The 12,415-nt window shown below is 54.9% G+C and carries 15 protein-coding genes and 2 tRNA genes; 9 read left to right on the top strand and 8 right to left on the bottom strand.

Annotation, left to right across the window (positions count from 1 at the left end):
* Positions 1–7: 7 nt before the first annotated feature.
* The 3 genes from FIV05_RS21545 to FIV05_RS21535 all read left to right on the top strand — a co-directional run bounded on the left by FIV05_RS21545 (position 8) and on the right by FIV05_RS21535 (position 2,160).
* Entirely contained in the window at positions 8–769 is a 762-nt protein-coding gene (locus FIV05_RS21545; RefSeq protein WP_152510922.1) for a Sir2 family NAD-dependent protein deacetylase, read from the top strand.
* Positions 770–923: 154 nt separating this feature from the next.
* Positions 924–1,505 carry a cold-shock protein gene (locus FIV05_RS21540; RefSeq protein WP_022999344.1) on the top strand — a complete coding sequence of 194 codons (582 nt, stop codon included), beginning with the start codon at positions 924–926 and terminating at the stop codon, positions 1,503–1,505.
* Positions 1,506–1,674: 169 nt separating this feature from the next.
* Complete coding sequence (locus tag FIV05_RS21535) at positions 1,675–2,160, top strand: DUF192 domain-containing protein (protein WP_152510921.1); 486 nt, start codon at positions 1,675–1,677, stop codon at positions 2,158–2,160.
* 36 nt (positions 2,161–2,196) lie between these two features.
* Here the strand turns inward: FIV05_RS21535 and FIV05_RS21530 are convergent, their stop codons facing one another.
* Positions 2,197–2,724 carry a hypothetical protein gene (locus tag FIV05_RS21530; protein WP_152510920.1) on the bottom strand — a complete coding sequence of 176 codons (528 nt, stop codon included), beginning with the start codon at positions 2,722–2,724 and terminating at the stop codon, positions 2,197–2,199.
* A 363-nt stretch (positions 2,725–3,087) separates the two neighbouring features.
* Here FIV05_RS21530 and FIV05_RS21525 point away from each other — a divergent pair.
* Both FIV05_RS21525 and FIV05_RS21520 read left to right on the top strand, forming a co-directional pair.
* Positions 3,088–3,164: transfer RNA gene (locus tag FIV05_RS21525), tRNA-Pro, on the top strand.
* Between the two features lie 230 nt (positions 3,165–3,394).
* Entirely contained in the window at positions 3,395–4,105 is a 711-nt protein-coding gene (locus FIV05_RS21520; RefSeq protein ID WP_152510919.1) for a hypothetical protein, read from the top strand.
* On the opposite strand, the gene FIV05_RS21515 is transcribed toward FIV05_RS21520, so the two are convergent.
* Together FIV05_RS21515 and FIV05_RS21510 are read right to left on the bottom strand one after the other, a co-directional pair.
* On the bottom strand, positions 4,077–4,583 hold the full coding sequence (locus tag FIV05_RS21515) for a hypothetical protein (RefSeq protein ID WP_152510918.1): 507 nt from the start codon (positions 4,581–4,583) through the stop codon (positions 4,077–4,079). The two genes, FIV05_RS21520 and FIV05_RS21515, sit on opposite strands and share 29 nt — an antisense overlap.
* A gap of 88 nt (positions 4,584–4,671) precedes the next feature.
* Positions 4,672–4,920, bottom strand: a complete 249-nt coding sequence (locus tag FIV05_RS21510) for a hypothetical protein (protein ID WP_055654038.1) — start codon at positions 4,918–4,920, stop codon at positions 4,672–4,674.
* Between the two features lie 348 nt (positions 4,921–5,268).
* On the opposite strand from FIV05_RS21510, the gene FIV05_RS21505 reads away from it, so the two are divergent.
* Both FIV05_RS21505 and FIV05_RS21500 read left to right on the top strand, forming a co-directional pair.
* Positions 5,269–5,574, top strand: coding sequence for an ETC complex I subunit (locus tag FIV05_RS21505; RefSeq protein ID WP_022998830.1), 306 nt, complete (start codon positions 5,269–5,271; stop codon positions 5,572–5,574).
* A 236-nt stretch (positions 5,575–5,810) separates the two neighbouring features.
* Positions 5,811–5,887, top strand: a tRNA-Arg gene (locus FIV05_RS21500).
* A gap of 193 nt (positions 5,888–6,080) precedes the next feature.
* On the opposite strand, the gene FIV05_RS21495 is transcribed toward FIV05_RS21500, so the two are convergent.
* Positions 6,081–6,335, bottom strand: coding sequence for a hypothetical protein (locus FIV05_RS21495; protein ID WP_022998829.1), 255 nt, complete (start codon positions 6,333–6,335; stop codon positions 6,081–6,083).
* A gap of 180 nt (positions 6,336–6,515) precedes the next feature.
* Between FIV05_RS21495 and FIV05_RS21490 the strand changes: the two genes are divergently transcribed.
* Complete coding sequence (locus FIV05_RS21490; protein ID WP_152510917.1) at positions 6,516–8,510, top strand: BTAD domain-containing putative transcriptional regulator; 1,995 nt, start codon at positions 6,516–6,518, stop codon at positions 8,508–8,510.
* Here FIV05_RS21490 and FIV05_RS21485 read toward each other — a convergent pair.
* Positions 8,502–8,789, bottom strand: a complete 288-nt coding sequence (locus FIV05_RS21485) for a hypothetical protein (protein ID WP_152510916.1) — start codon at positions 8,787–8,789, stop codon at positions 8,502–8,504. The genes FIV05_RS21490 and FIV05_RS21485 overlap by 9 nt on opposite strands.
* A gap of 80 nt (positions 8,790–8,869) precedes the next feature.
* A complete protein-coding gene (locus tag FIV05_RS21480) occupies positions 8,870–9,160 on the bottom strand; it encodes a hypothetical protein (RefSeq protein ID WP_152510915.1) in 291 nt (96 codons plus the stop codon).
* Between the two features lie 284 nt (positions 9,161–9,444).
* Here FIV05_RS21480 and FIV05_RS21475 point away from each other — a divergent pair, with 284 nt between their 5' ends.
* A complete protein-coding gene (locus tag FIV05_RS21475) occupies positions 9,445–10,818 on the top strand; it encodes a YcaO-like family protein (protein ID WP_152510914.1) in 1,374 nt (457 codons plus the stop codon).
* A 152-nt stretch (positions 10,819–10,970) separates the two neighbouring features.
* Here the strand turns inward: FIV05_RS21475 and FIV05_RS21470 are convergent, their stop codons facing one another.
* Positions 10,971–11,519 (bottom strand): CAP domain-containing protein, encoded by a 549-nt coding sequence (locus FIV05_RS21470; protein WP_152510913.1) that lies wholly within the window; start codon positions 11,517–11,519, stop codon positions 10,971–10,973.
* A complete protein-coding gene (locus tag FIV05_RS21465; protein ID WP_152512022.1) occupies positions 11,519–12,337 on the bottom strand; it encodes a phosphodiesterase in 819 nt (272 codons plus the stop codon). The genes FIV05_RS21470 and FIV05_RS21465 overlap by 1 nt, the downstream gene beginning before the upstream one ends.
* Positions 12,338–12,415: the final 78 nt, after the last annotated feature.

Raw genomic sequence — 12,415 nt, 5'->3', positions numbered from 1 at the left:
CCGGCCGATGAAGTGCATTGATACCTTGCCCGAAGCTCAGCGCTTTGTGGCACAGTTCAAGGACGGTTCCTACCGGCAGATCGTTGCCCTGACCGGGGCGGGGATATCGACGGACTCCGGAATTCCGGATTTCCGTTCACCTGGCGGGATATGGTCCAAACGTCAGCCTGTTCAATACCAGGACTTTGTCGCCGATGAGGATAGCCGCCTGGAAGACTGGGACCGCCGCTTCGAAATGATGGACTATTTCGCAAGAGCGGAGCCGAATGCAGCACACCAGGCCATGACGAGCCTGGCGCAGGCCGGCAAGCTTCATTGCCTCATCACACAAAATGTCGATGGCCTGCACCAGCGAGCAGGTTTTCCGAATGACAAGCTTGTCGAGATCCATGGCAATTCCACATTCGCAACCTGTCTTTCCTGCGGTGCGCGGGCTGAACTGGAATCTCAGAAGCCGATTGTAGACGCCGGGCAAAGTCCGAGATGTCCAGATTGCAGCGGACTGTTGAAGGCGGCGGTCATAAGTTTCGGGCAGCAGATGCCGGAAATGGAACTGGAGCGGGCAGCGGAGGCTGCTGCTGCTTGCGATCTGTTTCTGGTGTTGGGCTCGTCACTTGTCGTGCATCCAGCCGCACAACTGCCGGCCATCGCTGTTCGTGGCGGTGCAGACCTGGTGATTCTAAACGGCCAGGAAACGCCGCTCGATTCTTACGCGTCAACAGTCATTCGAACACCTTTAGCTCAAACATTTGCGAGATTTGGCGAATAACCGGCCTGATTTCCGTAAATGGTCTGTGGTTAGTCCGACAATTTCCCTTCTCGCCAGAAAGCACAATGTTATCCTTTTGTTAGGAATCAGCTGGCTGGTGAGTCGAATTTTGCCTTCAGCTTAATGATGCGGACCAGAGACGGGACAAAAGGCTATGGGGGTTAAAACCGCACGGGAGCCCCGCGCACTCGAAACATTGACGGACGAAGTCGCCGTTGATGTACTCGAGATTGCCGGAACGATTAAGTGGTTCGACGTCGGGAAAGGATATGGCTTCATCGTCCCGGACGACGGCGACGGTGATATCCTTTTGCACGTCACCTGCCTCAGGCGAGACGGGTACCAGACTGCTTACGAAGGCGCGCGGGTTGTTTGCGAAGTACTCGACCGGCCGCGCGGTCTTCAGGCCTTCCGCATCCTGTCGATGGACGAAAGCACTGCGACCCACCCGTCACAGCTGCCACCGTCGCGCACCCATGTTCAGGTTGTCCCCGAAAGCGGTTTCGAAAAAGCGACCGTCAAATGGTTCAACCGCGTCAAGGGTTTCGGGTTTCTGACCCAGGGTGAAGGTTCAGAAGACATCTTCATTCACATGGAGACGCTGCGACGTTTCGGCATCACTGAATTGCGTCCCGGCCAGGATGTGCTGGTGCGCTTCGGCGAAGGCCCGAAAGGCCGCATGGCCGCTGAAATCCGTCCGGTCGGGACAGGCACCCACATACCTGCCTCTCACTGACCCCGCTTTCCGTCATTCTGCACATTGACTTGGCCGGACATGTTCCGGCCTTTTTGTTTGTCGACCTTCAGGCAATCTTCTTTGGCAAACGGGAAGTGTTATTCCGGCCTTGCCCTTGACTGCCAGTTACTCAAACCGGTTCTGCCGGGTCTTTCAGGAAGTTTTCAGAATGCGTCCTTTCTTTCTGTGCCTCTCGCTTTTTGCCGCAACACTCTGGATTTCGCTCGCGGGTTCGCCAGGGCAGGTGCTGGCGCAGGACCCGCAGCTGAACCTGCCGGTGGAAGAGCTCGTGATTCGGTCTGGAGACAAGGAACACCAGTTCAAGGCGGAAGTTGCGGCGACGGACCGGCAACGGTCGATGGGATTGATGTTCCGCAAAGAGATGCCGGCAGAGCGCGGCATGCTGTTCCTCTTCGAAGGGGAGGGCGACCGTTACTTCTGGATGAAAAATACGCCCCTGCCGCTCGACATCATTTTCATTGACGCGAAGGGGGCCATCGTCAGCATCGCCGACAACACCACGCCTTTTTCCGAAGACGTCGTTCCCTCGCTTGGTCCGGCGAAGTACGTGTTCGAAATAAACGCCGGTCTGGCGGAAAAACTCGATATCTCGGCCGGGGACAAGGTCAGTAGCCCGTCCATGGGGCTGGAGTGAACCCGAGCTGTACCTATTCCAGCCCGCCCGAAAATTCTAATAACATGAATTATATGCGTTGACCGATGAGGCGGCCAGACTGGCGACCGACAGGACCAGCAGGACGCCTGTTGGTGCAGATACGGCAGTGATTACCGCGGAAGCAGAAAGCTCCATCACCGCACCGATGCACTGAGCCTTCTTTTTGTCCCCACCTGCAAACGACACGATAATACCTGTCTTGTTGACGACTGTGGCACTGACAGCAACCATCGCGGCTCCTGGCGATAACCTGGTGACACTTGCTAGATTCGCTGTCTGCTGGAATTGGCTCAAAGCAAAAGACCCTGCGCGAACAGCATTCTTTGTCCGACGGTCGGCAGAGGAGTGTCCAACGGCCATATTGGCTACACCCGCTGCTGTATTCGCGATCGACAGCTTTTTTTGGAAGATTGACGAATCTTCTGCGACGGTGATCAGCAGGTCAAAGGTAGCTTGGTATGCTTGCGGATCCTGAAGTATTTTCTGGGACTCGGATCCACCGAAATCTTCTAATGCCTTTGTGAAGTCATCCTTCGTGATCATCTACTTCTTTTCCTGAAATATATATCGAAAATTGTAATTTTGCTGATGTAAACGTTTTGGTATTTGATTCAATTGACTGGATACTTTTCATTCGGGAGAATGCCGCCAGTAATCGGGTTGGGCAAGCAAATATACTGAAGTCCGGTTTGCACTTTCGAAGACCGTGATGGCACGATGCCTTGGCCGTCGCGTTTACGAGGCTCGTTCGTGGTCATCGGGCACGCCGGTTAGCTTTTGTGTGCAAACTGAGAACAAAGTACGGGACATGTTTGTCAGGTTTTGCCCACAAAACTCGGATATTCTTGGTTTGTTCTAGCTTGACGATGGAGTCTGTGGCCTATAAATCCGAGCGCATCAACTGTTCGGGGTATAGCGCAGCCTGGTAGCGCATCTGGTTTGGGACCAGAGGGTCGCAAGTTCGAATCTTGCTGCCCCGACCATTCATTCTCCTGAAAATCGATGTGATGCAGCACGCGTTAGTTGAGCTTTGCAATGCAAATCCATGCGCTTGCTGTGGTTCCGTGCCTAAAGGCCGGGATAACTAGGGCCAAGCTACGCAGGCGTCTTGTGCAACTTATCGCCGCATAACAGACTGGTCAGACAGGCGTTTCCAATGCCTGTGGGAGTGACGCCGCTTGCGACGGCATGCAGGCCGCGCCGGATGGGGCTGATGATACCGGATCCTGACGACCAGGCGACGCTGGATGTATCGGCGGCGATAGCCGTGCTGCAGTCCAGAATTGAAAAGGCTGGGCTTTCTCTGAAGGAAAGCGCGGATTTTGAGCTTTTCGAAAAGACCGTCCGGAGCACCGAAGACAAATACCTGATGGAAGATTTTTCACCGCGGTTTTTCGACCTGCACGGGACGACCGCGTTCTGGGTAGGGGCCGTCAACAGCCATGGTAACGTCGTGTCTGTGCAGGCCGCAAAGGTGGAAGACCTGAAAGACAGGAGCCTTGCCGAGCACTGGCATCAGCAGCAACGCAGGATCTTTGTCGACCCCAACCCCCAGGTTCGCTTCGGTACAGACCACGCGCATGATGCCTATTTCATGCGCGGGCGTATCGTTTATCACGGCAATCTCTGGCTGAGACGGGACATCCGGGGGCAGGGCCTTGCCGAGCCTTTGACCCAGTTGGGGTTTCTGCTCTCACTATTGAAGTGGTCGCCGGATTATCTCTATGGCCTGATGGCAGCAAAAAGCGCAGAAAAAGGCTTCGGCATCCGGGTCGGCTACCGCAGGTTCGTGCCACGCGGCACCCATTGGGAGATTGCGCCTGGACATATCAGGCCGGATGACTGGCTGGTCTATGCCACCAGAAGCGATCTTCATGGCCTTGTAAAACTTATCCTCAGGACGTCCGCTGAAGATCCTGAATGACACCCAGGTAGGCGCAGAAGCGAAGATCGGATTGCAACGAAGGTCGCACGGCGACGATCAACCGCTCGAACGCAACTTCATAGAGTTCGCCATTGACCTGAATTTTCGTGTGGGCGTAGCCGTAATACGGTGTGCCTTCCAGCGCTTTGCGATAACCTTCCGCCGAAGCCTTCTCCAGGTCCGGATCTGGTGTGCGCAGACCGCAGGCTGGTGTCGCAGGGCTAGCCCAGTCTTCGCCGAACAGGTGTCGCTGCCCACTTTCCTTACCGACATAGAAGATCGGAGGGGGAGCGTTTCCGGGCATCTTGTCCGAGCAAAGGCTCAATTGAGGCAGGAACGGTTTCAGGCATTGCTGGATCTGACCCGCCTCGATCGACATGATGCTGTCGTAGAACGCGGACACAGCCGGGTCGGCAAGCCCTTTTTCAATGGCCTGTGTGCCGAGTTCCGAAAAATGAGTATCAGGGCGTGTTAGCACGGTCCTCTCTCATGTTTTGATTTTGTTCCATCCGGCAAAAATCGACCAGCGACACCGCAAATCCTTCGCCGTTTGCCAATAACCATTTCTACCGGTCGAAGGCTTTCAACAACAGCGACATGACATTCAGAAATTCGTCGCGTTTTTCCGGTGACAGATCGGTAGGGTCGGATACCGAATAGTCCAGCGTCAGGATCATGTCCCACATTTCAGTGAGATTGGCGTCGTCAATCGCCGCTTTCAGTTCGACCGGCGCAATTTTTTCCGGCGCTCTGGTAACCGGCCGAACATGTTCCGGAACATAGCCTTCCAGTCTTTTCAGAAATTCGTAATGCATGTCAAAGCCTTATCGTTTTGATCTTTGGATCGGCCCTTTCAGGCTGTCCGGCCCTGCGATTCTGTATTTTTTGAACCTGCACTGCGTTCCGAAAATCGGCGTCTTCCAGACAAGTTCACGTTAGGGTAGTTAATAGCATGAGTTGCGCCTCCATGTCATGTTACGTGAATGTCATAAATCGCCTCTCCAACAACACCGTTAATACATACTTGTGCTGTTAAATGAGTCGCCGACGAACCGAAGATTGCGGGTTGCGGCCAATATCGGTGTTGACACCGGCGGCAAAGGCGGGAAAAAGCTGCTGTAGGGAATTGCATCTCACATATTCAGACTTGAGGGCACTGTCACATGGTTGCGCGTATCTACCGTCCGGCGAAAACCGCCATGCAGTCAGGCAAGGCGAAAACCCAGAGATGGGTGCTGGATTACGAGCCGGAGGTCGCCAAGTCCGTCGAACCTTTGATGGGCTATACGTCGTCTTCCGACATGAAGCAGCAAATCCGGCTTTATTTCGAGACTTCTGAAGAAGCTGTCGCATATGCGAAGCGCCATGGCATTCCGCACAGGGTGGAGAAGGCGCAGGAACGCAAAGTGCGCGGGTCTGCCTATGCGGACAATTTCAAATTCAACCGGTCTGCGCCCTGGACCCACTGAACAAGAACGTTCGGCTTCTCTGACCTATTCGGTAAGAGATCGGATTGTCTGTTGAAAGCGGCGATTTCGAATCGACACGAGCCGGGTTTTTGACGCATTAGGGCAGTGGAGGCGATCGCCGGATCGGGTTGCCTCCGGACGTTTGGTCTCGATCCAAGATTGCATGAACGTCTGGCAGGCCTCAGAGATACTGCCCGATAGTCTCATCTGGGAACGGTTTGCGTTCCTGAGAAATTGGCTCCGTAGCTCAGCTGGATAGAGCACTCGCCTTCTAAGCGAATGGTCGCAGGTTCGAATCCTGCCGGAGTCGCCATCTCCTTCATTTTTTTGAAAAAATCCTGAGCTTCGATGCCTCTGCCTTGCGTGGGAAGGCGTCCTGCTGTGCAGATGTCCATAAGAGGACATTCATGTCAGGTATTTGGAAAAAGCCTGCAAAAAAACAAAAACCGCCGGCCCCTGCAATATAGGAGCACGGCGGTGTTTCTAGACCGCGATTCGCCTGAAGGTCAGAGTGTCTCGGACTTTCCCGATTCCACCTTCTGGCCAACCATGAGCGGTGTGATCTTTGTTTTCAGGATCATGTCCACGTCCTCGGAACCATCTTCCAGGGACTGAAGGGCCATATCCAGGAAATAGGAACAGAACGTACGGCCGTCCTTGTCCGATTCTTTTTTCGTGTAGCGGATCATGCGCTTGATCGCCTCGATTGCAGGCTCCTGCTCGAGTTCAGTGCGGTCCGATTTGCTAACGGTCTTAGACATTTTACTACCCACCAGTATTTGATTTGCCGATTGCAGCGTCGCTGCTGTGACCATCCGATAAAAGCATGCTGTTGCAGCGTGAAATGAGCGTGATAAGGTGCTGTTGTGTTTCAGGTTGCGTGATATTCGCGGTTGCGCGAAGGCGACCACTGAAGCGTGCATTTCAATTACGGGGAATTGATGGCAATCGCGTCCTGCTTTGCATGCCTTGGGCGGCCTTTGCTCCTTGATAGCGACCAGGAACCTGTGGCGGTCAAGACCCGCAAGGCTCTGGCGATCATGGGCTATCTGAGCCGCATGAGCGGTATGGCGTCGCCCCGGGAAGCACTGGCGGATTTGCTTTGGAGCGGGACGGACCGCCACAAGGCGATGCAATCCTTGCGTCAGGCATTGCGCCAGTTGAAGAGCGCCGAGGAAACGGCCGGCATCGATGTAGTGCGCTCAGCGCCAGGTCATATTCAACTCGACCCATCGGCGTTCGCGTCTGATCTCATGCTCATGAACACGCTTCTGGAACGTGGGCAGGCAGCTGATTTCCGCAAGGCGGGAGAACTGTGGCGCGGCGAGTTTCTGACCGGCTACGACGATATCGATTCTGAATTCTCCGAGTGGCTGACGGTCGAGCGTGAACGGGTGCGCTCTGAACTCATCAGCGCCGCCTTCAAGCATCTGAACAGAATATCCACGGAAGACGGGGGTGTGCAGGCAGAGGCCGGGGCGCGTTTTGTCCTGAAACTCGATCCCGCGTTTGAGGCGGCTCATCGCGTTCTTATTCGTCTCTACATGAACCTGGGCCAGCCCGAGCGCGCCGAACAGCAACTCAGGTCCTGCGAAAGGGAAATGCGGCTCCATCTGGATGCTGAGCCCGATGAAGAGACGCGGAAGCTGCTCATCGTTTCGGAGGTCGAAGCTTCTCCGGTGCCGGTTGGAAGAAGTGATGGCAACAGCGGCGGAAACCGAGGGTTCCTGCCAAATTACGATGACTTCGTTCCCTTGCCAGAAATTTCCATTGTCTCGTCATCCCTGTTGAAGAAGGGATTGAATGACGCGATCCATCTGAGAGAGGAAATCGTTTCCGGCCTTTCTTCGTTTCGGTCGTTCGAGCTGTTTGAATCAGAATATTTCGGCGAAGAAAACGTACCACGTCCAACCTTGATGGAAGGTCACGAACTTGGCTGTTATCTGCTCAGGTTCCGGCATGACGAACGATCGGGCAAAGTGGTTGTCCAGTTCGAGGACAGGGGCAACGGTCAGATTGTCTTTAACGAGATAATTGACCTGCAATACTGGGACGGTCTGGTCCCGGCTGCGAGCCAGATTGTGAGCCGCATCCATAACCATGCGACCAGCAGACTAAGAAACCCCGCGAAAACATCCGTTTTCGCCCGTTGGTGTCAGGCCGAAGCCCTGTTGTGGGATTTCACGCCGCAATCCGACGAAAAAGCGATGCGCTTGCTGGATGATCTGGAGCGCACAAATCGTTCGTTCTCGATGACGTATGCTGGCAAGGCGTCGATCATCATGAAGCAGGAATTGCATTTCCCGCTCATGGACAAGACGTTTTCCGGTGAAGAAAACAATCTTCTGAACCTTGCCGAAAAATCGATCAGGCTCGATCCCTGGCAGGCCGTCAATCAGCGCGTTTATGGTTGGGCACTTATTCTGTCCAATATGCCAGACGAAGCGCGAAGGGCATTCCAGAATGCCGGCCGCCTGAGCTCGGCTGATCCGGCCAACCTGATGTCTGTTGCCGAGGGCCTGGCTTTTTCCGGCGACATCAACGAAGCGCGCGTTACGGCCGAAAGAGCTTTCTCACTCTTCGCGTTTGTGCCCCGCGTTTTCTACGAGTACCTGGCGAACATCTATTTTGCCGCGGAAGATTACGACAGCGCGATAAAGCAGATAGAACGGGGGGCCGGAGTTGGTATCAGTGGCTTGACCACTCGGGTGGCCGCTTTGGTCTGTGCCGGGCGAGAAGAAGAAGCCATGCAAACGCTTGAGCGCTTTGGTGAAAATCGTGCCGCCTTGCTGAAAAACTCTCCCGAGCTTGCGCAGGACCCCAAGAGCTGGAGAAAGAAGATCAATTTCTTCCAGAACGAGAAAGTCCGAAACGATTTCGACAAGGGTGCAGCTCTGGTGCAGCGGTTCCTGTTCGACGGTTCCGGTTCAATTTAGCGCGAACGTCGAAGAAAGAGCTTTCAGATACTCCTCATTGGCACTGCTCAGCTTTTCTTCGTTCAGACGAAAAGGCAGAGCTACCGCGTTCGGATTGTTTTTCTGATCAACGATCTTGAACTGCATGAGCGCCACCGTCTCTTTCGGCAGGCCAATATTGGAAATCGCGGCTAACGGGTCTCGCTCGAGCTCGCGTCGGAAGTTTTCGTCGATCGCTGCCCTGGCGATAAGTTTGCCAAGGTCTTTGACGTTGCTCTGGTAGTAGGGAAATCTGGCCATCGTTACCCCAATCGGAAAGAACGACGGCCTTCCTGCGCGAAGCAAGAAGGCCGGAGACGTATCGTGACGACCTTACCGGCTTACTCCGGGACGTCTTCGTAAAAGCAATTGCCGAGAGCTGCTTTACCGAGTTCTTCGAAATATTTCTCATCGCCAGCAGCAACGCGCGCTGCATCGATTTTTGCCGGGATGATGAGGTGGACGAGGTCAGCAGTGTCGGCGAAGATTGCGGCATCGGAGTTGATGCCAACTTCAGCCAGGACTTCAGCCGGGTTGGCAACCAGCCGCTCGCGTGCTGTGGCGTTCTGAATGATCGCGCCAAGTTTCGCGCCAATTTCCAGTTCAGTCCGGGAAGTTGTGTCAGCGTGCATTATGAGCCTCCGATAGGTTGAGTTGCAATGTGTCCTGCCTGGTGGTGGGATGGTCACCCGGCTTTTTGAAATTAGGTCAAACTTTAGTAAATAGTTATGTATTGATACTGTTTACTACTGATCGACTGCTTTCGAATAGAATGTAGAACGAGGGGATGAACTCGCTCAATGGCAGTTTTGTTAATCTACGTTGTGTGCAATTGCAGGGTGAGGCGAAGTAAATTGCCATATCAAAACATAAGCAGCCGTCGCGCACCCACACTGTTGGCGGCGGTGTCTCTTCTATGATTGTTGAAAGTGGAATTGCGGACGACGTACTTGCGGACCTGTCGCGTTTGGGCCTGGTATCGGTGGAGCCGGGTATTGAGGGAGATCGTGTGCGCTTGCTGGAGCCGGACCTTCGTCTTTTCCTGAAGCTGCTTTCGTCATTCTCCCCAAGACTGGTCCCGATGACACGCCCCGGATGCCCGGTGCATTTTTGCACCGGGTTGCTCAAGTCGCCTGAAACTGGTGCAAAAGAAGTACCTGCCGCTGGGGCACCAATTCCTGCCGGGGGGCAGGGGGATATCGCATCAATTGCAGCTATTAGTTGTATTGGAGAGCTGTCCGAAAGGCTAACCCTTTGTAGTATCGGGATTAGTGACAATAGGGTGTTCACTTACGATAAAAAACAACCGCAGGTAGATTTTGGTCGATTGATTGGATTGAGTGAAACCCAGGCAAGTATCGCTCTCGGCAGGCTCCGTCTCGGGCGGGATCTTTCGCGCGTCAACTCTTCAGACTGGTCATCTCTTTCAGGCAGGCGTGTCCGGTTGCGGAATCTGCAGACTGATGAAGAGGCGCAGTGCCTTAGTTTGGGAATTTTGTTTAACGAAGCCGATGACGTTACGGGCATACGTTTGCCTTTTGCTTCGAGCGCAGGATGCGCTGTCTGGCATGATCTTGAGGGAGCGCGAGCACGCGCACTTCTTGAGCTTGTAGAGCGTGATGCCGTTGCGCAGGCCTGGTACAACCGCCTGGGGATAACTTCTCTACCTGAGAGCTATGTGAGGGAGATGCTCCCTCCTGATCTGGTCCAATATCTCGATGACCAGCCGCGGCAATGGGAGCTCTTGCACGTCGACACGGACCTTCCGGTCCAGGTGGTGATTTGTGTCTCTCATGACGGTTACGGTCGGAGGTGTGCGTTTGGATCATCCGCCGGCTGGGACACCGCACAGGCCTGTACCAGTGCAATTCAGGAAATGTTGCAATCGGAAAATGCTCTGTCTCTGATGGACAAGTCCTATCCCGCCAGTCACGGCACAAAAGAAGCGCTGAGGTCGCTACCCAGGCAGCTGGCGTATGCCAGAGAGCACGTGATATTCGAGGATCTGCCTTTGCGGGGTGCGGTTGCCGCCCGTCCTGAGGTTCTGAAGAAGACCTCGACTTTTGAAACCCTGCTTCAGGGCTGTTTCGACCGCGGGATCAGCCTTTGGGAGTTTGATGCGACCCGCCAAGACCTTGCAATTCCCTGCATCAAGCTGTTGTCCCCCGAGCTTTGCAGTTGGGAGCCAAGGTTCGGCAAAAAAAGGTTGTTCGACGGGTTTGTAGAGCGTGGTTTGCGAGACACTCCCGCGTCCGAAGCCGAATTTGCCGCCCGACCATTTCCCTTTTGAACGATTGACAGGCTGATGTGCCGGCCTTAATAAAATATGAGCCGTGCATTCATATTTAGTTTGTGGGGCGTCCGGATGACAACTGGGTCATTCGATCTCTGGAAGAAGCCTTGTTGGCGGAGCTTGGCTCCGCCCTTTTTCCAGGTGTCTTGTTATCGGACGGTCGGTCGGCCGTCCGCATAAGGGCGGGACAGTGTCATCACCCAGAAATTGCGCCATTTGCCATTGTTGCGGTTGGTTCTGGCAATACCTACCCGTGTCACGTAGGGGTTGAGAAGGTTCTTGTTGTGGCCTTCTGAGCCTTGCCAGCCACGGAAGGCTGCTGCCAGATCGGCGTATCCCGCACCGAGATTTTCCGCGCCTGCGTAATTTGCGTATCCTGCCTTGTCGAGCCGTTGTGACAGACCGAAGGCACTGTGGGCCCAGGTGTCCATACTGTCGCGCTCGGCGATATGGCGTGCCATCTTTTGGGAAACGACATCCAGCTCCGGGTCGTGGCGCAAAGCGGGCAGGCCTTTTTGCTGCCGGTAGGCGTTTATCAGCGACAGCATCTGCGCCTTGTCGACCGGCTGGTCCGTCAGCACTGTCTTGTCTTCAAGATCACTTTTTCCCGGCAAGGCGCCGCAGGCACCGAGTGAGGCCGCGAAAAGGCCAAGCAGCAACAGAGCCAAGAAGCGTTTGGGCAGGGCGGTTACGGACATCAGGTTTCATCTCCCGGCCAGACGACACCTTCATCGGCAAAGAAATGATATGGGCCAGGATACGCTTCCACGTATGCCATATGTGACACCACTCCGGTTTTCGGCGAATGATAGTGGAGAAAATAGGCTGCGGGTTCGAAGTTGAACATGGCAGGACCGTCTTCCGTCAGGTCGAGAACGACCTGGTGTCCGGTGCTGGGAGCAAGCGTCATCACCTTTCCGGCAAAGCTCGCGATGATCGGACGGTGAAGATGACCGCACAGGAAGCGCGCAACGTGCCGGTGCGGCGAAACAACTTCCGCAAGTGCATCGGCATCCACAAGTCCGATGTCGTCCATGTGTCGAATCCCGGAAAGAGCAGGCGGGTGGTGAAGGGCGATCAGCGTTGTCTTGGCGCTTTCGCGCAGCCGGCTGTCGAGCCAGTCAAGCTGGGCCTGACCGAGCCGACCACGCGGATCACCCGGAATATGGGTGTCCAGCGCAATCAGGCGGATGTCGCCAATGTCCGCCGTATAGCAGATCTTGTCTTCAAGGCTGCCTGAAAGACCTGGAAAGCTGCCGAGCTCGCGGCGCATGACTTCTGTGCCGTCGTGGTTCCCGGGCACAAGATAGACAGGCATGTCGACGCGCGCGAGGATGGAGCGGGCGAGTGCGTATTCCCTTGGATCGTTTCTGTCGGTTATATCGCCGGTTATAACGAGAGCATCAGGTTTCGGGGTGAGGCTCTGCAGCGACTTGATCGCGCGTTCGGCGAGCATATTGGTGTCCGAAACGCGATAGCAGGGCAAACCTCGCGGACGCAAATGCAGGTCCGTCATATGAGCAATCAATGTCATGGAAAACCTTGTGACTCGTCAGGTGGATCATCTGCCCGGACGATAACCGTGCGTTCGAAG

This window comes from Labrenzia sp. THAF191a, assembly GCF_009363335.1.
Lineage (GTDB): Bacteria > Pseudomonadota > Alphaproteobacteria > Rhizobiales > Stappiaceae > Roseibium > Roseibium algicola.
Note: the sequence above shows the minus strand (reverse complement) of the source record. Positions and strands in the feature narration are given on the sequence as shown.